Raw genomic sequence first — 25788 nt, 5'->3', positions numbered from 1 at the left:
CGCCCGACGCCCCCTCTCCCCTTCGTGGCCCGGCGCCTCCTGCTCGGCGCAGCTCAGACCGTGGCCGTCGTGCTGCTGGTCTTCACGCTCACCGAGGCGTTGCCGGGCGACGCCGCGGTCGCCGTGGCCGGCGACCAGCCCGACCCGGAGCGCATCGCCGCCATCCGCGAGGCGATGCACCTGGACCGGCCGGTGCACGAGCGGCTGGCCGACTGGGCGCTCGGCCTGCCGCACGGCGACTTCGGCACCTCCCTCACCTCCGGCCGCCCGGTCGGCCGGTACATCGCCGACGGCTTCGGCCCGACCCTGCTGCTCGCCGCGCTCACCGTGGCCCTGCTCGTGCCGATCGGCTTCGGGCTGGGCGTGCTGGCCGCCCGGCACGAGGGCGGGCCCGTCGACCGGGTGGTCAGCTCCGTGACGCTCGCCGTGTACGCGGTCCCCGAGTTCGCCCTCGGGGTGCTGCTGGTGACGGTCTTCGCGCTGCGGCTGGGCTGGCTGCCGCCGACCGCCGTCGGCTACGGCACCGACCTGCTCGCCCACCCGGCCGCGCTCGTCCTGCCCGTCCTCGTGCTGCTCTCCCGGCCGGTCTGCTCCCTCGCCCGCCTGGTCCGCGCCGGCATGGTCGACGCCCTCGCCTCCCCGTTCGTCGCCCACGCCCGCCGCTGCGGCGTCCCGGGCGCCCGCGTCCGCTACGCCCACGCGCTCCCCCACGCCCTCGCCCCCGCGGCCCAGCAACTCGCCCGCACGGTGGACTGGCTGCTGTGCGGTGTCATCGTCGTGGAGGCCCTCTTCGTGATCCCCGGACTCGGCACCGTCCTCCTGAACGCCGTCGCCGAACGCGATGTCCCCGTCGTCCAGGGCCTCGCGGTGGTCTTCGGCGTCCTGACGGTCGTCCTCAACCTGGGCGCGGACGTGGTGGCCCGGCGCCTGGCCCCCCGGGCGGGGGTGGCGGCATGACGCCGGGCACGGACCCCGGCGCGGGTGTCGTCCCCCGCGCCCGGCGGCGTACGGGCCGGTTCGCGCTCGGCGTCGCGGTCATCGCCGTCCCCCTCGTCCTCGCCCTCCTCGGACCGGTGTTCGCGGGAGAGCCGGGGGCACGGGCCACGTCCTTCACGCTCGGCGGCGGACACCGGCTCGGCACGGACTTCGTGGGCCGGGACGTGTGGCAGCAGGTGCTGTACGGAGGCCGGCCGGTCGTGCTGACCGCGCTCGGCGCCGGCGCGCTCGCCTATCTCGTCGCCCTGCCGGTCGGTCTGCTCGCGGCGCTGACGCACCGCCGCCGGCTGGAGGAGCTGCTCATGCGGCCCCTGGACGTCCTGATCGCCGTCCCGTCGCTGCTGCTGATCCTGCTGGTCGCGTCCGTGTTCACCCCCGGAGCCGTCGGCCTCGCCCTCCTCGTCGCACTGGTCAACGTGCCGGACGCCGCCCGCCTCGTGCGCGCCGCCGCCACCGAGGCCGCCGCCCGGCCGGTCGTCGAGGCGCTCCGCCTCCAGGGCGAGACCTGGTGGCGTACCGCTGTCGGCTATGTGGGCCGCAGCATCCTGCGCACCCTCGGAGCCGACGCCGGCACCCGGCTCACCGGTGTCCTGTACCTGGTCGCCACGGCCGCGTTCCTCGGTGTCGGGGTGGCCCCGGACGCAGCCGACTGGGCGGTCATGGTCGACCGCAACCGTACGGGTCTGTTCGTGCAGCCGTGGGCCGTGGTCGTCCCCGCCCTGCTGATCGTCGCGCTGACCACGGGCACGAACCTCCTCTTCGACGCGGCGCTGGAGAAGCCGGGTGGGCGCGCCGGGCGCCGTGAGCGCGGCCGGGTTCCGGCACCGGCTCGCCTACGGAAGGAACGACGCTCGTGACGCGGTACGCCGACGGAACCAGCCGGTTCGCCCCGGCCCCCCTCGCCGAGATCACCGGCCTACGGGTAGAGGTGGGCGGACGGGCGATCGTCGACGGGGTGGATCTGCGGGTGCTGCCCGGCCGGATCACCGCGCTGGTGGGCGCCTCGGGCAGCGGGAAGACGACCACCGGACTGGCGCTGCTCGGCGAGTACCCGGCCGGCGCGCGCGTCACGGGCGAGGTCCGCCTGGCGACCGCCGGTCCGGTCGGATACGTGCCCCAGCATCCGGCGGCCGTGCTCAACCCCGCCCGCCGGATCAGCGCCCTGCTCACCGACATCGCCCGCGCCCAGGTGCGCCCGCTCCCCCGGCGCACCCGCCGGGCAGCCGCCCGGGAGCGCGTCCTGCGCGCCCTGGCGGACGCGCAACTCCCCGACGGGGCCGTTCTGTTGCGCCGCTACCCGCACCAGCTCTCCGGCGGCCAGCAGCAACGCGTCGTCCTCGCCCAGGCCCTCCTGCTCGGGGCCCGGGTCGTCGTCGCCGACGAACCGACCACCGGCCAGGACACGTTGACCAAACGCCTGGTCGTCGAACAACTGGCGGCGGTCGCGGCGCGCGGCATCGCGGTCGTCCTGCTGAGCCACGACCTCGACGTCGTACGGGCGCTGGCCGACGAGGTCCACGTCATGCGTGCGGGACGGGTCGTGGAGTCGGGTCCCACCGAGCGGGTGTGGGAGGCACCCCGGCACGAGTGGACCCGGCAGCTCCTGTCCGCGCGAGCGTGGTTCCCGGAAGCAATGGCGGCGCCCCGGGCGGGCGAGGGCACGGCCCCGGGCGCGGACTCCCGCGCCCCGAACGCACGGCCAGCCGACGCGCCCGTGCTGCGGGTCCGCGATCTCACCGCCCGTCACCGCGACGGCTCGCGAGGCACGACGGCCACCGTGCACGTCGGCGAACTCGCCCTGTACTCAGGTGAGTTGCTGGCCGTCGTGGGCCGGTCGGGCAGCGGCAAGACCACGCTCGCCCGCTGTCTCGCCGGGCTCCACCGGGACCTCGACGGCGAGATCCTCCTCGACGGCGGCCCGCTGCCGCGCAGCCTGCGCGATCGCGGCCGGGCGCAGCTGGCGGCGGTGCAGTACGTCTTCCAGGACGCCCGCGCCGCCTTCGACGAGCACCGGCCGGTACTGCCCCAGATCGCCCGCACGGCGGTCCGGCTGCGCGGAGTGGACTCCGGGGCCGCCGAGACGCAGGCGCTGGCGACCACGGCAGGTCTCGGTCTGCCACCGGAACTGGTGCGCCGTCGCCCCGCCCAGCTCTCGGGCGGCGAACTCCAGCGGGCCGCCCTGGCCCGCGCCCTCCTCGCCCGTCCTCGCGTCCTGATCTGCGACGAGATCACCTCGGGCCTGGACGTCGTCACCCGGCGCGGCATCCTCGACGTCCTCATGGGCCTGCCCGGTGACGGCGAACGTGCCGGTCCGGCTCTCGTCCTGATCACCCACGACCTGGACACCGCCGCCGTCGCCCACCGCATCGCGGTCATGGACGCCGGGCACATGGTCGAACAGGGCCCCGCCCGACAGCTCCTCACCGCCCCGCGGCACCCGTTCACGGCCCGACTGGTGGCCGCGGCACGCTGGTCGCCCGAGGCCGCGCGCTGACACCCGGCACCGGCACGCGGACGCGCGCCGTGCCGAGGGCTCACCCGCGACGCACCGCCGCCCCGCGCCCTGGCCCCGTTCGCTCCGGGAACAGGGCCGGCTTCGTTCGCGGCATCGCGCCCGGCCGGCCGCCGGACCGCCACCCCCTGGGCCGCGAGCTCTCACTCCGCCCCTGAGCCGCGTCACGGCCCACACTCGGCCTGCCGCGTGGGCGAGTTCCGGCGGGCGGCCGCCGTTCCGGTCGGGACCGGGGTTCCGGTCGACCGGGACGGCGCCCGCCCCCGCAGGGTTCAGACGATCTCGACCAGCAGGTCGCCGCCCTCCACCTGCTGGATCTTGTTGATGGCCAGACGGGACACCCGTCCCGCCTTCGGGACGGTGATGGTGGCCTCCATCTTCATCGCCTCGATGGTGGCGACCGTCGCGCCCGCCGCGACCTCGTCGCCCTCGGCGACCGCGAGCGTGACCACGCCCGCGAACGGGGCGGCGACATGGCCGGGGTTCGAGCGATCGGCCTTCTCGGTGACGGGGATGTCGGAGGAGGCGGCCCTGTCACGGATCTGGATCGGCCGGAGCTGGCCGTTCAGGGTGGACATCACCGTGCGCATCCCGCGTTCGTCGGCCTCACCGACGGCCTCCAGGCCGATGAGGAGCCGCACACCGGGCTCCAGGTCGACGGCGTACTCCTTGCCGGGGCCGAGACCGTAGAAGAAGTCCTTGCTGTCGAGGACGCTGGTGTCGCCGTAGGTCTGGCGGTGGGTCTCGAACTCGCGGGTCGGGCCGGGGAACAGCAGCCGGTTGAGGGTGGCGCGGCGGTCCTTCTGCAGCCCGTCACGTTCCTCGGCGTTCAGGTCCTGGACGGGCTTGGCGTCGGCGCGGCCCTGGAGGGCCTTGCTGCGGAACGGCTCGGGCCAGCCTCCGGGCGGGGTGCCCAGCTCGCCGCGGAGGAAGCCGATGACGGAGTCGGGGATGTCGAACCGGTCCGGCGTGGCCTCGAAGTCGGCCGGGGTCACTCCGGCGCCGACGAGGTGCAGGGCGAGGTCGCCGACCACCTTGGAGGAGGGGGTGACCTTCACCAGGTGCCCGAGGATGCGGTCGGCGGCGGTGTACATCGCCTCGATGTCCTCGAAGCGGTCGCCGAGGCCGAGCGCGACCGCCTGGGTGCGCAGGTTGGAGAGCTGGCCGCCGGGGATCTCGTGGTCGTAGACCCGGCCGGTCGGGGAGGCGAGGCCGGCCTCGAAGGGGGCGTAGATGCGGCGGACGCTCTCCCAGTAGGGCTCCAGGTCGCCGACGGCCTGGAGGTCGAGGCCGGTGGGGCGGTCGGAGTAGTCGGTCGCGGCGACGATCGCCGACAGCGACGGCTGCGAGGTGGTGCCCGCCATGGACGCCACGGCCCCGTCGACGGCGTCGGCGCCGGCCTGGATCGCGGCGAGGTAGGTGGCGAGCTGGCCGCCCGCGGTGTCGTGGGTGTGGATGTGCACCGGCAGATCGAACTCGCGGCGCAGGGCGGTCACGAGCGTGGTGGCGGCGGGGGCGCGCAGCAGGCCGGCCATGTCCTTGACGGCCAGGACGTGGGCGCCCGCCTCGACGATCTGCTCGGCCAGCCGGAGGTAGTAGTCGAGGGTGTAGAGCTGCTCCGCGGGGTTCGATAGGTCGGAGGTGTAGCAGAGGGCGACCTCGGCGACGGCCGTTCCGGTGGCCCGTACGGCGTCGATGGCGGGCCGCATCTGGCCCACGTCGTTGAGCGCGTCGAAGATCCGGAAGATGTCGATGCCGGTCTCGGTGGCCTCCTGGACGAAGGCGTCGGTCACCTCGGTGGGGTACGGCGTGTAGCCGACGGTGTTGCGGCCGCGCAGCAGCATCTGGAGGCAGATGTTGGGGGCGGCGGCGCGGAAGGCGGCCAGGCGCTCCCAGGGGTCCTCGGCGAGGAATCGGAGGGCGACGTCGTAGGTGGCGCCGCCCCAGCACTCCAGGGAGAGCAGCTGCGGGAGGGTCCGGGCCACCACGGGGGCGACGGCGAGCATGTCCTTGGTGCGGACCCGGGTGGCGAGCAGCGACTGGTGGGCGTCCCGGAAGGTGGTGTCGGTGACGCCGATGGTCGGCGACGCGCGCAGCCAGCGGGCGAAGCCCTCCGGGCCGAGTTCGACGAGCTTCTGCTTCGATCCGGCCGGGGGCTCGGCCGCGGCGGGCGTGGGCCTCGGCAGCTTGGTCGCCGGGTCGACGAGGTCGGGTCGCGGGCCGTTCGGCTTGTTCACGGTCACGTCGGCCAGATAGGTGAGCAGCTTGGTGCCCCGGTCCGCCGAGTGGCGGGAGGTGAGCAGGTGCGGGCGCTGCTCGATGAACGACGTGGTGACGTTGCCGGACTGGAAGTCGGGGTCGTCGAGGACGGCCTGCAGGAACGGGATGTTGGTGGAGACGCCCCGGATGCGGAACTCGGCGACCGCGCGGCGGGCCCGGTTGACGGCGGTGGTGAAGTCCCGGCCCCGGCAGGTCAGTTTGACCAGCATGGAGTCGAAGTGGGCGCTGATGTCCGTACCGGCGTGGGTGGTGCCGCCGTCGAGGCGGATGCCGGAGCCGCCGGGCGAGCGGTAGGCGCTGATGCGGCCGGTGTCGGGGCGGAAGCCGTTGGCGGGGTCCTCGGTGGTGATACGGCACTGGAGGGCGGCGCCGCGCAGGGTGACGGTCTCCTGGGACAGCCCGAGGTCGGCGAGGGTGGCCCCGGCGGCGATCCGCAGCTGGGACTGGACGAGGTCGACGTCGGTGACCTCCTCGGTGACCGTGTGCTCGACCTGGATGCGGGGGTTCATCTCGATGAAGACGTGGTTGCCGTCGCGGTCGAGGAGGAACTCGACGGTGCCCGCGTTGCGGTAGCCGATCTCGCGGGCGAAGCGTACGGCGTCGGCGCAGATCCGGTCCCGCAGGGCCGGGTCGAGGTTCGGGGCCGGGGCCAGCTCGATGACCTTCTGGTGGCGCCGCTGCACCGAACAGTCGCGTTCGAAGAGGTGGATGACGTCGCCGTGGCCGTCGGCGAGGATCTGCACCTCGATGTGGCGGGGCTCGACGACGGCCTTCTCCAGGAAGACGGTGGGGTCGCCGAACGCGGAGGCGGCCTCGCGGGACGCCGCCTCGATGGACTCTCGCAGCGTGGCGGGGTCCTCGACCCGGCGCATGCCGCGTCCGCCGCCGCCGGCGACGGCCTTGACGAAGACGGGGAAGCCGATGCCGTCGGCGGCGCGGACCAGTTCGTCGACGTCGGTGGAGGGCTCGGAGGAGCCGAGGACCGGTACGCCGGCGGCGCGGGCGGCGGCCACCGCGCGCGCCTTGTTGCCCGTCAGCTCCAGGATGTGCGCGCTGGGGCCGACGAACGTGATGCCGGCCTCCTCGCACGCCCGGGCCAGTTCGGGGTTCTCGGACAGGAACCCGTAGCCCGGGTAGACGGCGTCGGCGCCGGCCAGGCGGGCGGCGCGCATGATCTCCTCGACGGAGAGGTAGGCCCGCACGGGGTGGCCCGGTTCGCCGATCTCATAGGCCTCGTCGGCCTTGAGCCGGTGCAGCGAGTTGCGATCCTCGTGGGGGAAGACGGCGACCGTCCGCGCGCCCACTTCATAGCCTGCGCGGAACGCGCGGATCGCGATCTCGCCGCGGTTGGCGACCAGTACCTTGCGGAGCATTCCGGATCCCTTCGGCCTGCCTGGTGAGGAACACCATGGTCGCGGCTATGCGGCCGACGTGCCATGAGAGTCCCGTCACTGACAGGTGATCGGAGGTCTGACCCACGTGACAGGGCCTGGTCAGCTCTCCACCGTGAACTGGCTGCCCGTCTTCTCGCCGTCGTCGGTGACCGCCGCGGCCACACAGCGCAAGACGCGCAGTCCCTCGTCCCACTGCGCGGCCGACGGCGGGATGATGTCGACGTTCCACTCCTTGGCGACATCACGGCCGCCGGCGGTCATCGTCGCGGCCATGACCTTCTGCGAGCACAGCGCCTTGACGTCCGGGTGCTTGATCAGGTCACGTGCGTTGTTCGTCATGCCGTCCTTCGGCAGCGGGGCGATCGCGAAGGTCTCCCAGACGTGCTTGGTCCGGCAGTCGGCACGGCTGACGGTGACGATGCCGGAGATGTCGACGATGCCGCTCCAGCACTCCGGACCTGCGACGCATCGGCCGCCCACCCCGTCGACATCCGTCGCGGGGCAGTTCTCCGCCGTGGTCGCCACACCGAACCCCGAGGCCCCCTCGCCCTCCGCGGTGGCGTCGGCGGACGGCGAGGCGGTGGCGGAGGAGCCACCCGCCCCGGCGTCGGGCTCGTCGCCCTTCTGGTACGTCACCACGGTGACCGAGACACTCACGGAGACGGCCACGGCCGCGAGCACGGCGATCACCGCCGGCCGGCGCCGCGCCGCCCTCCGCCCGCCGTTGCCGTCACCACCGTCGGGTCCGGGTACCACGGTCGTACCGCCGCCGCCGGGCGGCACGGCCCCGTACGGCGGCATCGTCGTGGGCGGGGCGCCCCGGTACGGGGGCGCGGTCGTGGGCGGCGCGCCCGGGCGCGACGGCACCGTCGTCATGCCGGGCGCCGGACCGAACCCGCCGCCGCCTTCCGCTCCCCCGCCGCCGCCTCGCAGGTCCACGGTGTCGAGGTCGACCGCGGCGAGCGCGTCGCGGAAGGCGCCCGCGTCGGACAGGCGGCCGGCCGGGTCGGGCGCGAGGGCGTGCCGGAGTGCGGCGTTGAGGGCGGGCGGCAGTCCGGGGAGGTCGGCGTAGGGCCAGGTGTGGCGCACGATCAGTTCGGCGAGGCTGAGCTGGGTGCCGTCCTCCGGGTGGTGCGGCGGGCGGCCGCACAGCAGGGCGTGGACGGTCGCGGCCAGGGAGTACACGTCGCCCGCCGGGCTGGGTTCCGCCATGTGGAAGGCCTCGGGCGGCGCGTACGCCGGGGTCAACGCCTCGCGGGTGACGGACAGTTCGCGTCCCGGGCGGGGCATGGCGGCGAGGCCGAAGTCGGTGAGGGCGACGCCTCCGTACCGGTTGACCATGACGTTGCCGGGCTTGATGTCGCGGTGCAGCACTCCGGCGGCGTGGGCGGCGGCCACCGCGTCGGCGAGGCCCACGCCGATGTCACGCGCCTCCTTGAGCGGAAACGCGCCCTGCCGGTGCAGCCGGTCGCCGAGGGAGCCGCCGGGGCACAGTTCCAGCACCATGTAGGGGCGGTCGTCGGGGAGGACCCCGGCGTCGTACACCGGGACCACGTGGGGGTGTCCGGACAACTGTCCGGCGGCCGTGACCTCGCGCAGGAAGCGCTGTCGGTCGCGTGGTGTGGACAGCACCCTGCTGTCCACCTTCAGCGCGACCTCCCGGCCCACCGCCAGTTGCCGGGCCCGGTACACCGTGGCGAATCCGCCCCGGCCCAGGATGTCCTGGATCTCGTAACCGGGCAGGTCCGTTCTTTCGGGCCCCATGGTGCCGTACCCCCAGCGCGCAGCCCCGGTCAGGACGTCCGGCCGAGGTGAGGCGAGACTCTAGCCGAGCCCGGTGACACCGGGGCGGGGGGTTCGTCCACGTGCGCGGAGGGCCGGTCGAACGACACATCCGCCCTATTAAAACGTTTCATTCCCCAGGCATTCACTGCCGCCCCACCTATTGACCGGATTCGACGCGGAACTCTAACCTCCGGGCAATCGCGTTGAAACCTTTCACGACCCCATCCTCGGCAACCGGCCCCTCGACCGAAGGTACGCACCATGGCGCAGGACTTCTCCCGGCGAAGACTCCTCCGGTTCAGCGGCGTCACGGCGGCCTCCGTCGTCCTGGCCGGGCCCCGGACCTTCGCCGCCGCCGACCCGCTGGACATGGCCGTGACCGCGGAGGAGGCGCTCGTGCCGACCGGGATGCTCACCGACCTGCTGCCGCGGGCGCTCGGCACGGACGCCGGGCGCCACCCCCGCTTCAGCTGGCAGGTGCCGGACTTCCGCGAGGGCACCGTGCAGCGCGCCTACCAGCTCCAAGTGGCGACCACCCCGGGCGGATTCGAGGACGACGAGCTGCTCCTGTGGGACTCCGGCAAGCGGGACTCCGCCGACTCCACGGCCGTGCCGTACGGCGGGCCGGCGCTGAAGCCCCGTACGGCCTACTGGTGGCGGGTCAGAAGCTGGAGCAACAAGCGCTCCGCGTGGTCGGAGCCCGTCCTGCTGGCCACGTCGGTCGAGGACGAGTGGGAGGCGAAGCCCCTCTGGGCGCCCGCCGGGCCGGTGATGACCGACGGCACCCTCACCGTCCGTGTGAAGATCACCGCCGTGGCGGCCGGGCTGTGGTTCCGGGCCGCGAGCACCTCCGGCAACTACATGTGGCAGCTGCGCGCGGGCACCACCGGCGTGCTGCGCAAGCACGTCTGCGTGAACGGCACCTACACCGTGCTCGGCGAGGTGCGGCTGCCGTTCGCGGTCACCGCCGGGGAGTGGGTGGACCTGGGCGTCACCATGACGGGCGCCACCTTCACCACCACCGTGAACGGCACTGTCGTGGACACCACCACCGACAGCCGCTACGCCTCCGGCAACGTCGGCCTGCGCAACGGCGGCACCGAGTCGCAGACCTACGACCGGATCACCTTCACCGCCGCCGACGGCACGGTCCTGCTCGACGACGACTTCGCCTCCGACAAGGGCACCTTCGCCACCGGCACGGTCTCCGGCGGTGTCCTCACCTTCCCCACCGGCGCGTCCTCGCTGTCCTCCTACGGCGCCGACGACACGTGGGCGCTGCTGCGCCACGAGTACGACACGAGGGCCGGCAAGGAGATAGCCGCCGCGATCCTCTACGTCGCGGCCACCTCCCCCGACCCGGCCCGGCAGTACGTCGCGAAGGTCTGGAGCAACGGCACGACCGTCGGGTACGCCTCCGTCCGCTCCGGCACCGGCACCGCCTACCAGGCCTTCGACGTGACCTCCACGCTGCGGGCGGACGGGAGGGCCAACGCGCTGGCAGCGCTGTGCTGGACCACCTCGCAGCAGAAGTTCCTGGCCCAGCTGGAGATCACGTACACGGACGGAAGCCGGTCCACCGTCGCCTCCGGCGACCACTGGAAGGCCCGCCGCCAGGCCGGTCTGCTGCCCTCCAAGGGGAGCGCGGGCAGCAGCTACTTCACCGTCCCGCAGGAGTACTGGGACCTGCGCCGCGAGCCGGTGGGCTGGACGAAGCCCGGCTTCGACGACGGCGACTGGCTCAAGCCGGCGGTCCGCACCGCGATCGGTGATCTCGTGCCCGCGCTGATCGAGGCGATCCGCCCGCACGAGGTCACCCCCGCCTCCGTCACCCGCGTCGCCGACGGCCGCTGGCTGGTCGACCTCGGCCGGGAGATCGTCGGCGGACTCGCCCTGCAGATCACGGGCAGCGCGGGCGACACCGTCGAGGTGCGGCTCGGCGAGGAGCTGAACACCGACGGCACGGTCAGGTACCAGCTGCGCGCCACCAACACCTACCGCGAGGTGTGGACGCTGCGCGACGGCGAGCAGCGCTTCGAGCACTGGGGCTACCGCGGCTTCCGCTGGGCCGAACTGCGCACCACGCTCGACCTGTCGAAGGCGGTCGTCACCGGTCGCTCCTGGAAGCTCGACTGGGACGACTCGCACGCCTCGTTCCGCAGCTCCGACGCCGACCTGGACCGGGTCTGGGAGCTGTGCCGCTACTCCATCGAGGCCACCCGCGGCGACCTCTACACGGACACGCCCACCCGCGAACGCGGCCCGTACGAGGGCGACGCGCTGATCAACCAGCTCTCCGAGTACGGCGTCCAGCGCTCCTACGCCCTGGCCCGCTGGTCGAACGACTACCTGGTCCGCAAGGGCACCTGGCCCACCGAGTACCGGCTGATGTGCGCGATCTCCGCCTGGGAGGACTATCTCGCCACCGGCGACGACCGGCAGCTCGCCAAGGACTACGACCTGCTGACCGCCAAGAACCTCACCTCGTACCTGGATTCCGCGGGGCTGGTCCGCAAGACGCCCGGCAACACCAGTCAGGACCTCGGCGACCTGGTCGACTGGCCCGCCGCCAGCCGGGACGGCTATGTGTTCACCAACGTCAACACGGTCGTCAACGCCTTCCAGTACGCGGCCTTCGCGGCACTGGCCGAGTGCGCGGCGGCCCTCGGCGAGGACGCCGACGCGACCACCCTGCGCGGCCGGGCCGACACCCTCGCCAAGGCGATGCGCTCCACCCTCCTCGACAGCGCGGGCGGGCGCTTCCTCGACGGCGTCGGCACCACCCACAGCGCCCAGCACGCGACCGCCTTCCCGGTGGCCCTCGGTGTCGCGGACGGCCTGGACGAGGCGGTGCTGGCCAGGCTGGGTGACACCCTCGCGGCCGGCGGCATGAAGGTGAGCGTGTACGGGGCGCAGTTCCTGCTCGACGCGCTGTTCCGGCTGGGCCGCTCCGACGCCGCCCTCGCCCTGCTCACCTCCACGGCGACCAACTCGTGGCTGCACATGCTGGACGCGCTCAAGGCCACCGTCGTCACGGAGGCGTGGGACCCCGCGCTGAAGTCCAACATGACGCTCTCCCACGCCTGGGCGTCCGCGCCCGCCAATGCCGTGGCCCGGCACATCCTCGGCGTGCAGGTCAGCGAGCCCGGCGCGGCCGGGTTTCGGATCCGGCCGAGGACCGGGTCGCTGACCGAGGTCGACGGCACGGTGCCCTCCCTGCGCGGGCCGGTGTCGGTCCGGGTGCGCCGCTCCGCGGACACGCACACCACCCTGGTGACATTGCCGCCCAACTCCCAGGCCGTACTGGAGGTGGAGATCGGGGACGCCTCCCCCAGGGCGTACCGGGTGAAGGCGGCCACACCGCGCGGCGAGGGCAGCGCGAAGGTCGAGTCGTTCACCGACCTCACGGGCACGGTGCTGCGGATCGGCCTGATCGGTTCGGGGACGACGGAGGTGCGGCGGAAGACCTCGTGAGCAGAGCTCGTGAGCGTTTTCACCGGGTGGAAGTGACCGATTACCCGGAACGCGAGCCCCCGCTGAGCTAGCCTCAGCATTCTTGGGGGCGAACTGACGTACGCCAAAAGTCATTTCGGGGGTGTTGTGTCAGACCAGCGGCCGGTTCCGCCATCGTCGACGGCGGACAGGGCTCCGGCGCTGCGGCAGGCGGGTGCCCTGCCGCTGCGCCCCGGCGACCCGGACCGGATCGGCCCCTATGTGCCGCTCGGACTGCTCGGCAGCGGCGGCATGGGGCGCGTCTATCTGGCGCGCCCCGCCGACGCCGGGCCCGACCTCGTCGCGGTGAAGGTGATCAGGCCCGAGTACGCGGAGGACGTCCGGTTCCGCCGCCGCTTCGAGCAGGAGGCGGCGGTGCACAGCCGGATCCGCACGCCGGGCATGCCGCGGCTGGCCGGCACGGGATTCCGGGACGAACTGCTGTGGATGGCCACGGAGTATCTGCCGGGGCTCGACCTGTCGGCCGCCGTGGACGAGGACGGCCCTCTGTCGGCCGCCGCCGTGCGGCGGCTGGTGGCGGAGCTGGGGCGGGCGCTCGCCGACCTGTCCGCCGCGGGGATCGTGCACCGGGACCTCAAGCCGTCCAACGTCCTGCTGTCCGCCCAGGGCGCGCACGTCATCGACTTCGGCATCGCCAAGGCCGCCGACGCGAGCGCGATCACCGGCACGGGCAACCGGGTCGGCACACCGGCCTACATGTCGCCGGAGTATCTGCGGACCGGCGAGTGCGACACGGCCTCGGACGTGTTCTCCCTGGCCTGCACGCTGGTCTTCGCGACGATCGGCAGAGCCCCGTTCGGCGACGGCACCGGCGTCGACGTCATGCACCGGGTGGCGTTCGAGGAACCCAACCCGGACGTGCTCGCGGAAATCGCGGACGCCGACCCCTCTCTCGCCGCCCTGCTCTCCGCCTGCCTGGCCAAGGAGCCCGGCCGACGGCCGACGCCGGGGCAGCTGATCGAGGCGGCCGCCTCCGAGTCCTGGGGCGCCGAAGCGGTCGCGTACGACTTCCCCGACGCCGGGGCGGCCGGTGAGGCCGAGCCGTCCGGGACGTTCGACTGGCCCGAACCGCTGGCCGCCCGCGTGCTCGCCCGGCAGCGGGCGTGCGAGACGCTGCGCCGCGTCCCCCTCGAACAGCCCGGTCCCGGACCGGTGGCGAAGCCGTCGGTGGCCGTCGCGGCCGGCGCCTCGCCGGGTCCGCCCCCCGAGGACGCCTCGGCCCAGCCGTTACGGCCCACGCCGTCCCGCGGCCGGGCCCGCCGCAGGCGGGTGCTGATCGGCGCCGCCGGTCTGGCCGCGTGCCTGGCGGCCGCCGGGGTCGTCCTCACCCTGCTGAGCCCCGTCACGACCGAGGCTTCGCCGCGCGAGGGTACGACGACGTCCGCCGACGCCCGGCCCGGCGACTCCGTGTCGCTGCCGCCGTCCAAGGGCTCCGGCCGTACGGGCGCCGCCCCGGACGGCGGATCGGGGTCCTCGGAGGTGTCCGGCAAGTCCGGCGAGGACGAGCGGGCCTCGGCCGACGGCACCCCGCGCGCCGACTCGTCCGCCTCCGGTTCCGGGAGCGGCGCCGACGACGACCCGGGAACCGATGCCTCCGCGCCCGCCCCGAACAGCAGCGCGCCCACCGAGCCCTCGCCGACCCCGAGCGAGGTGGCCACCGAACCCGGGTCCCCGGCCTGGCTCACGGACTGCACGTACTACTACGGCAACGGACGCACGAAACTGGGAGACAGCAACAAGCGCGTCCGACAGGCACAGTGCATGCTGTCCAAACGTGGCTACGGCCTCGGACCCGGCGGCGTCAGCGGCACGTTCGACGACGGGACGAAGGCCGCGGTGGAGAGCTTCCAGCGCGACAAGGGGCTGCTGGTCATCGACGGCGTCATACGACCGCGGGTCTGGCAGGCGCTGCGCTCGACGGAGTGAGCCGACCGGTGGCGGGGGCGGGCCGCGAAACCGGGCCGCTCAGTCGACGAACAGCCCGCGTTCCGCGGCCCGCGCGTCGAACTCCTCCAGCCGGGCCTGGGCCTGCGGGAGGGCGTCGCACATCGCTTCCAGGAGCACCTGGCCCAGCAGCATGGGCGCGCCGACGGTGTCGAACACCAGGCCGGTGCCCACGGCGGCGGGGAGCAGGACGTCGCTGTGGGCGGCGACGGGGGCGAAGGTGCCGTCGGCGACGGTCACCACCGTGAGCCCGGCGGCACGGGCGTGGGCGAGGGCGTCGAGAAGTTCGCGCGGATGGCGGGGCAGCGCGAAGCACAGCAGCGCGCTCGCCCCGGCCTGCCGGGCCGCGTCGATGCGGTCCGCGAGCAGGGAGCCGCCCTCGTCGAGCAGCCGTACGTCGGTGTGGACCTTCGCCGCGAAGTAGGCGAAGCCCCGCGCCTGGGCGGCGGAGGCGCGCAGCCCGAGCACCGGCAGCGGCCGGGAGACGGCCAGCAGACGGCCCGCGCGCTGAACGGGTCCGGGATCCGTGAGCAGGGACGCCAGCTGCCGCAGGTTGTCCATCTCGGCCTGCACGGCCCGTTGGTAGGGATTGGCGGGCCGGCCGTCGACGTCGTGCCCGGCGGGTGCGACCGCCCGCAGCCGGTCGCGCAGGGCCGGGTAGCCGTCGAAGCCGAGGGCGACCGCGAAGCGGGTCACCGAGGGCTGGCTGACGCCGGCCAGCCGGGCCAGTTCCACGCTCGACAGGTAGGGCGTGTCCGCCGCCTGCCGGACCAGGCAGTGCGCGATACGGCGCTGTGTCGGGGTGAGCCGGCGCCCCTCGAACAGCTGCTGCAGCCGCGCCGCCGCGCCGGTTCCGCCGTGTTTCCCGGTGCCGGTTCCGCCAGGTCCCTCGGTGTCGACAGCGTCCGTCATCGGGTCTCCCGGCCGGTCGTCGTGTGCGGAGCCCTCCCCTGCCCGGCGGGGACGTCGATGCGTGGTGCCGGGCAGGGGCGGGGGCGGACGGTGTGGGCGTGGCCGAGGACCCTCAGCCCGCGAGGCCGGTGGAGGTCAGCCAGTCCTTGGCGACGGTGTCGGCGTCCTCCTTGTCGTTGACGAGCTTCTTCATCATCTCCAGCAGGTCACCGGTGGTGAGCTTGGCGGAGACCGCGTTGAGCGCGTCCTTCGCCTTGTCGTTCACCGCGTCCTTGTAGACGAGGGGCGTGACGTTCTGCGAGGCGAAGAGGTTCTTCGGGTCCTCCAGGACCACCAGCTTGTCCGCGACGATGGCGGGGTCGGTGGTGTAGAGGTTGGCGGCCTGCACCTTGCCGTCCTTGAGCAGCTTCACCAGGGTGGTCTGGGCGCCCGCGTCGAGCGGCTGGAACTTCCCGAACTCGATGCCGTAGACCTTCTTCAGGCCCACGCCGCCCTGGACGCGGGTCTTGAACTCCGACCCGGCCCCGAGCGTCATGTCCCCGGCGACCGGCTTGAGGTCGGCGAGGGTCTTGAGCTTGTACTTGGCCGCGGTCTCGGCGGTGACCGTCACCGAGTCCTTGTCCTCGGCCGCTGCGGAGTCGAGGATCTCCACCGACGAGGGGAGCTTCTCCTGCAGTTCGGCGTTGATGTCCTCGGTGCTGGTCGCGGTGCTGTTCTTGTCGACCGCGACCGTCAGCAGGGCGCCGTTGTACTCGGGCAGGACGCCGATGCCGCCCTTGACCACCTGGTCGTAGTAGACCTCGCGGGCGCCGATGTCGAACTTCCGGGTCACCTTCAGGCCCTTGTCCTCCAGGGCCTGTGCGTAGATCTCGGCGAGCAGCTGGTTCTCGGGGAAGTTGGCCGAGCCGACGACGATGGCGTTGCCCCCGCCGCCACCGCTGTCGCCCGCCAGCGGGTTGTCGTCGCTGTCACCGCCACCGCCGCAGGCGGTCAGGGTGAGCGCGGTGATGAGGCCGAAGGCGGCGCCTCGGTACATGCCTCGCATGGGTCGTTCCTCTCTCGGAGCCCGGAAGCTCGAAAACTCAAGATCAGGTCAGGATCGGGTTCGGGATCAAGGTCAGGATTCGGTGTGCGGTGTCGGGGTTCAGGACTTGCCCGCCGTGGCCCTCAGCCCCGGTGAGACGACCACGCGTCGCAGCGCGGTGAACCCCAGCTGCACGACGAGCGCGAGGGCGACGACGACCGTGGAGCCGCCGATGACCAACTCGTAGTCGTTGCGGGAGAGTCCGTCGACGATGTAGCGGCCCAGGCCGCCGAGGCCCGGGTAGGCGGCGACGGTCGCTGTGGCCACGACCTGGATCGCGGCGACCCGCAGTCCGAGGAGGATCAGCGGCAGCGCCATCGGCACCTCGACGCGGGTCAGGATCTCCCACTCGGTCATGCCGACCCCGCGCGCGGCGTCCCGGGTGGCGGGGTCCACGCCCCGTACCCCTTCGAAGGTGTTGATGAGGATCGGCGGCACCGCGAGCGCGATCAGGGCGACCAGGACGGGGGCGGTGCTGAGCCCGGCGAGGGTGACCACGAGGACGACCAGGCCGAAGGTCGGGATCGCGCGGGCGAGGTTCGCCACGGTGGCCACGGCGAAGGCGCCACGGCCGGTGTGCCCGACGAGCAGACCGAACGCCAGCCCGACGACGGCGGCGAACAGCAACGACAGCCCGCTGTAGGTGAGATGCTCCAGCAGCCGCCGCGGGATGCCCTCGTCGCCGTGCCACTGTGCCGAGGACGTCAGCCAGTCCCCCACGAGCCGCATCTGGTTCAGGAAGTCGTTCATGCCGACGTCACCTTGTTCCGGGACCACGGGGTGAGCAGCCGCTGCGCGAGGACCAGCAACGCGTCGGTGGCGAGGGCGAGCAGCATGATCAGGACGATCGCGGTGACGATCGGGGTGGGGAAGTCGAGCTGGAGGCCGCGGGTGATGTAGTAGCCGAGGCCGCCCTGCCCGATCAGCTGGCCGACGGCGACGAGGCTGATGGAGGAGACGGCGGCGACGCGTACGCCGGCGATGACGACGGGTACGGCGATCGGCAACTCGACCTGGACGACACGGCGTACGGCGCCGAAGCCCATCGCGGTGGCCGCGAGCCGTACCGGTTCGGGGACGGAGGCGAGGCCGTCGACCACGTTGGGGATCAGGACGGACAGGGTGTAGAGCGTCAGCGGGATCATCACCGTCCGTTCGGTCAGCCCGGTGTAGCGGACGAAGACCATGAACAGGGCGAGGGACGGGATCGAGTACAGGATGTTGGACACGGTCAGCACCGGCGGGTAGAGCCAGCGGAAACGGTGGCACAGGATGCCGAGCGGCACGGAGACGAGCAGCCCGAACAGCACCGGCAGCAGGCCGAGTCTGAGGTGGATGCCGGTGTATTCGGCGAGTTCGGCGGTGTGATCGGCGATCCACCCCCACCGGACCAGCGGTTCGCCGTCACTCATCGCTCACCGCCGCGCGGGTGTCGGCGGGGGCCGTCTTGCCGACGGACGCCCTGGACGCGGCCTCGGCCGCCTCCGCGGCGGTGACCGCGCCGGCGGACAGTTCGTACGCGTCCGCGACGCCGACGACCGCGCCCCCCGCGTCGACGGCCACCGCGAGGCGGGCGGGTGACAGGAGGGCCGAGTCGAGGGCGGCGCGGGCCGAGTCGCCGTCGAGGCCGAAGGTGTGGCCGAGGGGGGCCAGGGACACGTCCGCGAGGGTGCCGGTGGCCGGCAGCGCGTCGGCCGCGGCCCAGCCGAGCGGCCGTCGGGCCTCGTCGACGACGAGCACCCAGGGGGCGTCCGCCCTCCGTGCCTCGGCCACGGACGAGGTGACCGGCAGCACCGGGCCGTCGCGCAGGGGCAGTTCGGCCGCGTCGACGAACGAGAGCCTGCGGATGCCCCGGTCCTGTCCCACGAAGTCGGCCACGAACTCGTCGGCGGGACGGGCGAGCAGCCGCTCGGGGCTGTCGAACTGGGCCAGCTTGCCGCCGGTGCGGAACACGGCGATGTTGTCGCCGAGTCTGATCGCCTCGTCGATGTCATGGGTGACGAACACGATGGTCTTGTGCAGCTCCTTCTGCAGCCGGATGAACTCGGCCTGCAGCTCCGCCCGTACGATCGGGTCGACCGCGCTGAACGGTTCGTCCATCAGCAGCACCGGCGGGTCGGCGCCCAGTGCCCTGGCCACGCCGACCCGCTGCTGCTGCCCGCCGGAGAGCTGGTTCGGGTAACGCTTGGCCATCTCGGCGGGCAGGCCGACCAGTTCGAGCAGTTCCGCCGCCCGGGCCCGCGCCTTCCTCCGGCCCCACCCCAGCAGCAGCGGAACGGTGGCTATGTTGTCCAGGATGGTGCGGTGCGGGAAGAGTCCCGCGTGCTGAATCACATAGCCGATGCCCCGGCGCAACTCGGGCGCGTTGACCTCCCGGATGTCGCGGCCGCGCAGGCTCACCGTGCCGGCGGTCGGCTCCACCATGCGGTTGATCATGCGCAGGGTGGTGGTCTTGCCGCAGCCGGAAGGACCGACCAGGACCGTGATGCCACCCTCGGCCAACTCCAGGGACAGATCGTCCACCGCTGTCGTGCCGTTCGGATATTTCTTGCTCACCGCGTCGAATCTGATCAAGACTGCCCCTTACCCGACTGCATATGGTCATGCAGAGTTGTCGGTGACTGAATGACAGTCAATGGAATTCCGTGAACGGCACGTTACGTTCACACCAAGCCATCCCCAAGGCGCCCGGATTGCCGCCATACGCGAACTTTGGTCCTCTTGATAATGAGGCGGGCGAGTGAGGGGAGACACCTGATGCGGGGCGTGACGGGGACACGGGGCGACGAGCGGGCGGCCTCCGGCGCGCGTAGGGTCCGGGGACGAGGTCCTGCGTTCCTGCGGCGCGCGATCAGGGAAGTTCTCTCCCGCCCGGACGACGGCCGTGCGGGATGGACGTGGAGACGGTGTGTCGCGCCATCCTGGACAACGACGGCGTCCGGAGCGGACCGCGCGCCCTGACCGGGGAGGCGTCGACCATGGCGGAAGGAGCGGCATGACCAACTGCGACGTGCACCAGCACCTGTGGACCCCCTCGCTGGTGACGGCCCTGCGGTCCCGCCGCGAACCGCCGTACCTGGACGGCTGGACCCTGTTCCTCGACGGCGAGCCGCCCTACGGCATCCCGCCCGCCGACCACGACATCGCCCTCCGTACGGAACTCGCCGGCACCGACGGCCTCGGCCGGGCCCTGATCTCGCTCTCCTCGCCGATCGGCGTGGAGTGGCTGCCCGCGACCGAGGCGCGCCCCCTGCTCGACGCCTACCACGAGGGCTCGGCCGCGCTCCCCGAACCGTTCGGCGCGTGGGCCGCCGCCTGCGTGCGGGACATCGACGCCAAGGCGACGGCCCAGGACCTCGACCGGGGCTTCGTCGGCCTCCAGCTCCCGGCGGACGCCCTCGGGGACGCGGCCGGCTACGCGCGCTGCGCCCCGCTCCTGGACCTCCTCGAAGAACGCGGCCTCCCGCTGTTCGTCCACCCCGGGCCCGCGCCCGGCGGCGCCGAGGGGCCCGGCTGGTGGCCCGCCATGGTCCCCTACGTCCAGCAGATGCACTCGGCCTGGTTCGCCTTCCGCGCCTTCGGCCGGCCCCGTCACCCCCGGCTGCGGGTGTGCTTCGCCCTGCTGGCCGGGCTCGCCCCGCTGCACGGCGAGCGTTTCGCCGCGCGGAGCGGCGGGGCCGACGCCGGGGCGGACCCGGACGTCTTCGTCGAGACGTCCTCCTACGGTCCGACGGCCGTCGAGGCCGTGGTCCGCGCCCTCGGCGTTCGGGCCGTCGTCCAGGGCTCCGACCGCCCCTACGCCGCACTCCCGCAGCAGCCCGGCTTCGGGCTGGGCGGGGCGGCGGCGTACGCGTTCCGCATCGCCAACCCCCGGCGGCTGCTCACCGGAGAGGGCGGCTGACCCGGTGGGCGTCGGTCAACGGCCGGAGCGGATCAGTCCCCTGAGATAGCGCCAGAGCGAGGAGCGCTGCCGGGCGGACACGTCCGGCGTCACCGTCCCCGCCGGGTCCCCAGCGCCGGTCCCGGCCGCCGCCGAGTACACCGGCGGCCGCTGCTCCTCCGTCGGCACCAGTTCGTAGCGCACGGGCAGCGAGCGCAGGCCCCGCATGAAGGGCGAGGAACGCCAGGGCAGTTGGTCGACGGGCAGCGCGAGGTCCAGGTGGGCGAACCGCTCGAACAGCCGGCCCACCCCGACGGCGGCGACCGTGGAGGCGAGTTCGCGAGCCGGGCACTGGCGCGGGCCCGCGCCCCAGGACAGGTGCGCCCGGGTGCTGACGGTGGTACTGGATGCGACGTGGCCGGCGAAGAGCGGGTCGGCGTGCGCCGCGGCGGAGGAGACCCAGACCGGGTCGCCCGCGCGGATCGTGTAGTTGCCGAGCCGGGTGTCCTTGGCCGCGAACCTCGGCACGAAGTTCACCAGCGGCGGCTTGCGCATGACCACCCGGTTCATGGCCTCCCGGACCATGCCGGCGGAGAGGCTCGCCCGCACGCTGTCCTCGCCCGAGAGAACCTCGACGACCGTGTTGGAGATGAGGATGCCGACGTGGTCGGACGTCATGCCCAGCAGCATGAACAGCTCACGGGCCAACTGGTCGAGCGAGAGGTCGGGATGGGCGGCCAGCAGGTAGGAGGGGAAGTCCTCGCCCGGCGTCTTCAGCTTCAGCTCCGCCAGCTCAGCCAGCGCGCCCAGCAGCCGGTCCAGGGCGGGCCCGGCGTCCGGGCCCGCGTCCAGGACCCGCCACATGTCCATCAGGGCGTCGTCGCCCTGGGAGCCGGGGAAGCCGAGCAGATGGCTGGCCACCATCAGCGGCAGGGGCCGTGAGAACTGCGCGGACAGGTCCGCCAGTCCCGTGCCGCCAGCCTCGCCCAGCAGCGTGATCAGCTCGTCGGCGTAGGCGGTCACGGCCGTCTTCAGCCGCTTCGTCTGGGGGTTGCGCGGGTCCTGGAAGGGCTTGAGCGCCTGGTCCCACGCCGTCCGCAGCGACCGGTAGCCGGGGCCGCCCTGGATCAGCACGTGGTTGACCTCCAGGGAGGGGCCCAGCGGCCAGTCGGCCGGTACCCTGCCCTCGGTCCTGGCCCGCCAGTTCTCCAGCCCCTTGGGCCAGCCCGCGTCGTCCTGGAGCACCTGGAGCGACTCCCGGTAGCCGAGCACCAGCCAGGCGGGTACGCCCAGCAGGTCGACCGGCGCGACCGCGCCGTGCCGCTGCCGCAGCCGCTCGTACACCAGGGAGGGGCGCGTCTCGTAGTCCCGGGTCAGCAGCGGTTCGGCAGACATCGCCTCCAGCCCCGCGCCGTCCAGTTCCACGGACACACCCTCGCCCGACCGGATTTCCCTCATCATGCCGCCCGCCCCTCCGACACTCCCCGTACCGGCCCACCTTCAGCCGGTAGCCGGAACGTGGGGACCCTACCCCAGGGTCACTTCCGGGGGAACGCCGGGCATCACCACTCACAGCTTCACACCGGTGACGCACCGCCCCGCAGCCGGTGGCGCCACGGTCACCCGTCACCTCCCGGCACGGGCCGCCTCGACGAACTCCCTGATCAGAGCGGGGTCCTTGACGCCTCGGCGCTGTTCCACGCCGCTGGAGACGTCGACACCGAAGGGGTCGGTCGCGGCGACGGCGTCGCGCACGTTCTCCGGGGTGAGACCGCCGGCGAGGAGCCACCTCTCCCCGGCGGCCGCCTGCGGTCCGCGCGCCCAGTCCCAGGCGATGCCCGAGCCGGGGACGGGCGCGTCGAGGAGGAGCATGTCCTCGCCGAACTCCCCGCAGCGCGGCACCGAGTCACCGAACGCGGCGGCGCGGATCAGGGTCCGGCCGTCGGCCGCCAGGGCCTCGTAGTAGGCGCGGTCGTCGGGGCCGTGCAGCTGGATCGCCCGGATGCCCGACTCCTCGGCCAGGGCCCGCACGTCGTCGAGGGGCTCCTGACGGAAGACGCCGACCGTCAGGACGTGCTCCGGTACGCGGCGGCCCAGCCGGGCGGCGGTGGCGGCGTCGATCCGGCGGGGGCTGGCCGAGAAGACGAAGCCGATGGCGTCGGCGCCCGCCTCCACGGCGGTGTCGACGTCCTGCTCGGTGCTCAGGCCGCAGATCTTGATGAAGAGGGAGTCACTGGAGTTGCTCACGCCCCCAGCCTGCCGCATCGGCGGCGGCGCGGGCACGGCGACCACCCCGTGCCGCCCCGGGCTCGGTCAGCGCCAGGCTCCCGACAGGCGCCGGGTGACGACCGCGCTGAGCGTGCGTACGCCCCGCGTGGAGCCCGGGTCGATGCCGGTGAGCTCCCGCACCCGGCGCAACCGGTAGTCCAGGGTGCGGGAGTGGACGTTGAGGGCGGTCGCCGTGTTGCCGCGGTGCATGTCGTGGCGGTAGTACGCGTCGAGGGTGATCAGCAGGTCCGGGCCGGAGTCCAGCCGGCGGGCCAGTGCGCGCAGCCACGCGTCGACGAACGGCATGTCCGCGACGGCGAGTTCGACGAAGACGTCGGCCAGGGTGTACGGCCGCGGCCGGCCGGAGGCGGGCCGCGGCGGGGCCGTCCGGCTGATTCGCCGCGCCCTGTCCAGGGCGTCGCCCGGCTCGGCCGACGGGGCGACGGCGGTGCCGACGGCGCAGGGGCGGCCGAGGGCGAGGGCGAAGTCCCGCACGACATCCGGCAGATGGTCGGGGACGAGGTCGGGCAGGAGGTCGGGAACGGTGGGCGGCGCCATGTCCTCCTTCGCCGCCGTGTCCGTGGGCAGGGGCACCAGCGCGATCAGCTCACCGCTTCCGTCGTCGGCCCTCGGACCCCACATGACGGGCGTGCGGTGAGCCTTCACGAGGGTCTCGATCTCGTTTTCCAGGAATCGGTCGACAAGGGGGGCGTCGGCCAGCCGGAACACCGTCACTGCGCAGTATTCGGGCAGTTCCATGTCGACGGCGACAGCGAGTTCCGACGCTATCGGATCGCCGTTCAGTAATGACCGGGTCAGCAGGGCGACCTGCTCGGTGTACGGCATTCGGCGGCGCAGTACGCGCACGAATCCCTCGCGGTAGGCGCCGATGCCCCGCTCGCCCTGCGGGGCGAACCAGGTCATCATCCGCATGAGTTCGTCGACGCCGCCGCGCTGGGCCTCGGTCGCCTCGTTGATCTCGCGCAGCATGAGCGCGGTGTGCACCCGCAGCACCTGCTGCCGCGCGTCGAGCGACATCCCTGCGCTCGCCCGCGACTCTCCCATGGACGCGATGCAACCAAGATCACTTTCGGTCAACTCGCTTGTGTGCGGCGAGAGTTCGACCGTGCGCCGCCGCAGCCACAGCGCGTGTTCCAGCGTCTCGCCCCGGGCCCTGGGGTCCCTTTCCAGGAACCCCAGCTCCGGTATCTCGCGCGTGTACGTCTCTACCTCGCGGCGGGCGTTGGTCGACGCCCGGCGGGCCAGTTCGGCGAAGAGGCTCCCCATGCAGGCGAGCATGTCAGGCCGGGCGAACGGGCCGACAGACGACTTCCGGACGGCGTTCGTCACTCCTCATAAAACGGCGGCAAGTATGCCCACAGGGTTTTTGTCACAGTGCGCAAATTTCCCGGATCGGGGCGTTCCCCTCCCGCCTTCCGCTTGTGCAGGAGTCGTAAAGCGGCCTTAATGAGAACCGCGTACGGGCCCGTGGGGGAAGAGCGGGGCAACTATTCCGGGGCGACTCCGGAAGCTCGGCAATCAGTACGGGCCCGGGTACGAAATTCCTCAGCCGGGCGCCCCGCAGTTGCGCCCGCTCGAACGGGAGGGTAACCCGATGGAAGCAGGCACGAGAAAGAGAATCACGGCGGCGCTGGCGGTCGTGGTCACGTCGACGGCGCTCATGCTCGGCATGCCGGGCAGCGCTTCGGCCGCCCCCGCCGCCGTCCCCAGCCTGCGCGCGTTCGGGATCAGCGGCGACGGCACGCTCATGGCCACGTTCACCACGGACCGGCCGGACGTGCTCAACTGGGTGCGGGCCATCACCGGCCTCAGCGGCGACACGGCCCTGGTCGGCATCGACTTCCGGGTACAGGACGGACTGCTGTACGGAGTCGGCAACAAGGGCGGCATCTACACGATCAAGATCCCGACGGGCACCACGGACGTCCAGGTCACCAAGGTGTCCCAGCTCCAGTACGCGCTGACCGGCTCACAGTTCGGCGTGGACTTCAATCCGGCCGCCGACCGTCTCCGCGTGATCAGCGACAACGGCCAGAACCTGCGCCACAACCTGGGCGACCACACGACCATCCAGGACGTGAACCTCACCACCCCGCCGGTCGAGGGCACGACGAAGGGGGTCACCGCCGCCGCGTACACGAACAACGACCTCAACGGGGCGACGGCGACCACGCTGTTCGACATCAACACCAACAGCGACCAGGTCGTCATCCAGTCCCCGGCCAACAACGGCACGCTCGCCCCGACCGGCAGCCTCGGCCTCGACGCCCAGCTCAAGGCCGGCATGGACATCTACAGCACCCTGAGCGGCGGCAGGACGGTCGACAACGCCGCCTTCGCCTCCCTCACCCCGTACGGCGCCAGTACCCCCTCGCTGTACAGCGTCAACGTCTTCACCGGCGAGGCGTCCCTCATCAAGCAGTTCCCGCTGAACATCACGGACCTGGCCATCAGCCTCACCGGCTCCTGACCCCGCTTCGACCCCACCCTCGCCGCGGCCCGGCCACCACCCGGCCGCGGCGAGTCCGCGTCCCGGTCTCCCCGATGCTTCTACACGCCTGTAAAGGGCGATCGTCGCCCTTCAACGGCACACGTACGTACAGAAGTTGCGGAGTGGACGCCACGATGGTGTTCAAACGACTGCCCGGTTCGTTCGGCGTGAGCGGCCCCACTTCTGGGGGCGGTGACACCGACTTCGAGGTCGAGCACCTCACCCTGGAGCTGGTGGCGCGGGTGAGGCCGAGCACGAGGAGGGCGAGAGCGAGAGGGCCGTCGTCTTCGACCGGACCACGGTGGCCGGCGGCTTCCGCCTCGCCGAGGGTGAGATGTGCGCGAGGTCCCGTTCGTCCCACCCTGCCGTGGAGACCCCGGTCACCGAGCTGCACGGCCAGGCCCTCGGCGACGTGCACGGCGTCCGTACCGAACCGGCCGTCGCCGGTCCGAGGGACAAGGGCGACCTCGACCAACTGAGCGTCACGGCGCTGCCCGCGCAGGAGGCCGAGCGCGAAGCGCTCGGCCGACTCGGCTTCTTCACCGTCCCCCACGAGGAGATCGCCCACCGGGACTGGAACGCCCTGGTCGACGGCTGGATCGGGCAACTGGCCGAGCACCGCACCATCGCCGGCTCCAAGGACGAGGAGGACGAGGAGGACGAGGAAGAGGAGGCGGGCTGACGGAGGGCTGACCGGTCTACGGACCG

General features: G+C 72.8%; 17 protein-coding genes and 1 pseudogene. 8 read left to right on the top strand and 10 right to left on the bottom strand.

Annotated features, from left to right (window positions below; translation table 11 throughout):
* Window positions 1-24 precede the first annotated feature (24 nt).
* The 3 genes from ACWCRJ_RS05320 to ACWCRJ_RS05310 are packed head-to-tail and all read left to right on the top strand — an operon-like array spanning window position 25 to window position 3490.
* Window positions 25-957 carry an ABC transporter permease gene (locus ACWCRJ_RS05320; RefSeq protein WP_450938162.1) on the top strand — a complete coding sequence of 311 codons (933 nt, stop codon included), beginning with the start codon at window positions 25-27 and terminating at the stop codon, window positions 955-957.
* Complete coding sequence (locus ACWCRJ_RS05315; RefSeq protein WP_450938005.1) at window positions 954-1853, top strand: ABC transporter permease; 900 nt, start codon at window positions 954-956, stop codon at window positions 1851-1853. The genes ACWCRJ_RS05320 and ACWCRJ_RS05315 overlap by 4 nt, the downstream gene beginning before the upstream one ends.
* Window positions 1850-3490: an ABC transporter ATP-binding protein gene (locus ACWCRJ_RS05310; protein WP_450938004.1), complete on the top strand. Its 1641-nt coding sequence runs from the start codon at window positions 1850-1852 to the stop codon at window positions 3488-3490. Before ACWCRJ_RS05315 ends, ACWCRJ_RS05310 begins: the two co-directional genes overlap by 4 nt.
* A gap of 290 nt (window positions 3491-3780) precedes the next feature.
* On the opposite strand, the gene ACWCRJ_RS05305 is transcribed toward ACWCRJ_RS05310, so the two are convergent.
* The gene (locus ACWCRJ_RS05305) at window positions 3781-7161 is read right to left on the bottom strand and encodes a pyruvate carboxylase (RefSeq protein WP_450938003.1); all 3381 of its coding nucleotides are present in this window, start codon (window positions 7159-7161) and stop codon (window positions 3781-3783) included.
* Window positions 7162-7281: 120 nt separating this feature from the next.
* Window positions 7282-8946 carry a serine/threonine-protein kinase gene (locus ACWCRJ_RS05300; protein WP_450938002.1) on the bottom strand — a complete coding sequence of 555 codons (1665 nt, stop codon included), beginning with the start codon at window positions 8944-8946 and terminating at the stop codon, window positions 7282-7284.
* Window positions 8947-9228: 282 nt separating this feature from the next.
* Here ACWCRJ_RS05300 and ACWCRJ_RS05295 point away from each other — a divergent pair, with 282 nt between their 5' ends.
* Complete coding sequence (locus ACWCRJ_RS05295; RefSeq protein ID WP_450938001.1) at window positions 9229-12441, top strand: family 78 glycoside hydrolase catalytic domain; 3213 nt, start codon at window positions 9229-9231, stop codon at window positions 12439-12441.
* A 126-nt stretch (window positions 12442-12567) separates the two neighbouring features.
* Window positions 12568-14406: a protein kinase domain-containing protein gene (locus ACWCRJ_RS05290; RefSeq protein WP_450938000.1), complete on the top strand. Its 1839-nt coding sequence runs from the start codon at window positions 12568-12570 to the stop codon at window positions 14404-14406.
* A 39-nt stretch (window positions 14407-14445) separates the two neighbouring features.
* On the opposite strand, the gene ACWCRJ_RS05285 is transcribed toward ACWCRJ_RS05290, so the two are convergent.
* The 5 genes from ACWCRJ_RS05285 to ACWCRJ_RS05265 form a co-directional block, all read right to left on the bottom strand.
* Window positions 14446-15336, bottom strand: a complete 891-nt coding sequence (locus ACWCRJ_RS05285) for a MurR/RpiR family transcriptional regulator (RefSeq protein ID WP_450937999.1) — start codon at window positions 15334-15336, stop codon at window positions 14446-14448.
* 112 nt (window positions 15337-15448) lie between these two features.
* Window positions 15449-16372: an ABC transporter substrate-binding protein gene (locus ACWCRJ_RS05280; RefSeq protein WP_450938161.1), complete on the bottom strand. Its 924-nt coding sequence runs from the start codon at window positions 16370-16372 to the stop codon at window positions 15449-15451.
* Window positions 16373-16480: 108 nt separating this feature from the next.
* Window positions 16481-17170 (bottom strand): ABC transporter permease, encoded by a 690-nt coding sequence (locus ACWCRJ_RS05275; RefSeq protein WP_450937998.1) that lies wholly within the window; start codon window positions 17168-17170, stop codon window positions 16481-16483.
* A complete protein-coding gene (locus ACWCRJ_RS05270; protein ID WP_450937997.1) occupies window positions 17167-17832 on the bottom strand; it encodes an ABC transporter permease in 666 nt (221 codons plus the stop codon). Before ACWCRJ_RS05270 ends, ACWCRJ_RS05275 begins: the two co-directional genes overlap by 4 nt.
* Entirely contained in the window at window positions 17825-18994 is a 1170-nt protein-coding gene (locus tag ACWCRJ_RS05265) for an ABC transporter ATP-binding protein (RefSeq protein ID WP_450937996.1), read from the bottom strand. The genes ACWCRJ_RS05270 and ACWCRJ_RS05265 overlap by 8 nt, the downstream gene beginning before the upstream one ends.
* 421 nt (window positions 18995-19415) lie before the next feature.
* On the opposite strand from ACWCRJ_RS05265, the gene ACWCRJ_RS05260 reads away from it, so the two are divergent.
* Entirely contained in the window at window positions 19416-20321 is a 906-nt protein-coding gene (locus tag ACWCRJ_RS05260) for an amidohydrolase family protein (protein ID WP_450937995.1), read from the top strand.
* Window positions 20322-20336: 15 nt separating this feature from the next.
* Here the strand turns inward: ACWCRJ_RS05260 and ACWCRJ_RS05255 are convergent, their stop codons facing one another.
* The 3 genes from ACWCRJ_RS05255 to ACWCRJ_RS05245 form a co-directional block, all read right to left on the bottom strand.
* Entirely contained in the window at window positions 20337-21761 is a 1425-nt protein-coding gene (locus ACWCRJ_RS05255; protein ID WP_450937994.1) for a cytochrome P450, read from the bottom strand.
* Window positions 21762-21926: 165 nt separating this feature from the next.
* Window positions 21927-22565, bottom strand: a complete 639-nt coding sequence (locus tag ACWCRJ_RS05250) for a phosphoribosylanthranilate isomerase (protein ID WP_450938160.1) — start codon at window positions 22563-22565, stop codon at window positions 21927-21929.
* Between the two features lie 48 nt (window positions 22566-22613).
* Window positions 22614-23855: a PucR family transcriptional regulator gene (locus tag ACWCRJ_RS05245; RefSeq protein ID WP_450937993.1), complete on the bottom strand. Its 1242-nt coding sequence runs from the start codon at window positions 23853-23855 to the stop codon at window positions 22614-22616.
* A 328-nt stretch (window positions 23856-24183) separates the two neighbouring features.
* On the opposite strand from ACWCRJ_RS05245, the gene ACWCRJ_RS05240 reads away from it, so the two are divergent.
* Window positions 24184-25059, top strand: coding sequence for a DUF4394 domain-containing protein (locus tag ACWCRJ_RS05240; RefSeq protein WP_450937992.1), 876 nt, complete (start codon window positions 24184-24186; stop codon window positions 25057-25059).
* A gap of 155 nt (window positions 25060-25214) precedes the next feature.
* Window positions 25215-25717 (top strand): annotated as a pseudogene (locus tag ACWCRJ_RS05235) (sporulation protein); the annotation flags it as partial.
* Window positions 25718-25788: the final 71 nt, after the last annotated feature.

Source organism: Streptomyces sp. NPDC002324 (genome assembly GCF_053593335.1).
This window is presented reverse-complemented; position numbering and strand designations above follow the sequence as displayed.

Excerpts from the sequence above, each read along its gene's own strand:
- ACWCRJ_RS05240 (WP_450937992.1), top strand. The coding sequence starts at position 24,184 with ATGGAAGCAGGCACGAGAAAGAGAATCACGGCGGCGCTGGCGGTCGTG.
- ACWCRJ_RS05250 (WP_450938160.1), bottom strand. The coding sequence starts at position 22,565 with ATGCGGCAGGCTGGGGGCGTGAGCAACTCCAGTGACTCCCTCTTCATC.
- ACWCRJ_RS05295 (WP_450938001.1), top strand. The coding sequence starts at position 9,229 with ATGGCGCAGGACTTCTCCCGGCGAAGACTCCTCCGGTTCAGCGGCGTC.
- ACWCRJ_RS05260 (WP_450937995.1), top strand. The coding sequence starts at position 19,416 with ATGACCAACTGCGACGTGCACCAGCACCTGTGGACCCCCTCGCTGGTG.
- ACWCRJ_RS05280 (WP_450938161.1), bottom strand. The coding sequence starts at position 16,372 with ATGTACCGAGGCGCCGCCTTCGGCCTCATCACCGCGCTCACCCTGACC.
- ACWCRJ_RS05255 (WP_450937994.1), bottom strand. The coding sequence starts at position 21,761 with ATGATGAGGGAAATCCGGTCGGGCGAGGGTGTGTCCGTGGAACTGGAC.
- ACWCRJ_RS05305 (WP_450938003.1), bottom strand. The coding sequence starts at position 7,161 with ATGCTCCGCAAGGTACTGGTCGCCAACCGCGGCGAGATCGCGATCCGC.
- ACWCRJ_RS05315 (WP_450938005.1), top strand. The coding sequence starts at position 954 with ATGACGCCGGGCACGGACCCCGGCGCGGGTGTCGTCCCCCGCGCCCGG.
- ACWCRJ_RS05270 (WP_450937997.1), bottom strand. The coding sequence starts at position 17,832 with ATGAGTGACGGCGAACCGCTGGTCCGGTGGGGGTGGATCGCCGATCAC.
- ACWCRJ_RS05245 (WP_450937993.1), bottom strand. The coding sequence starts at position 23,855 with ATGGGGAGCCTCTTCGCCGAACTGGCCCGCCGGGCGTCGACCAACGCC.
- ACWCRJ_RS05285 (WP_450937999.1), bottom strand. The coding sequence starts at position 15,336 with ATGACGGACGCTGTCGACACCGAGGGACCTGGCGGAACCGGCACCGGG.
- ACWCRJ_RS05300 (WP_450938002.1), bottom strand. The coding sequence starts at position 8,946 with ATGGGGCCCGAAAGAACGGACCTGCCCGGTTACGAGATCCAGGACATC.
- ACWCRJ_RS05275 (WP_450937998.1), bottom strand. The coding sequence starts at position 17,170 with ATGAACGACTTCCTGAACCAGATGCGGCTCGTGGGGGACTGGCTGACG.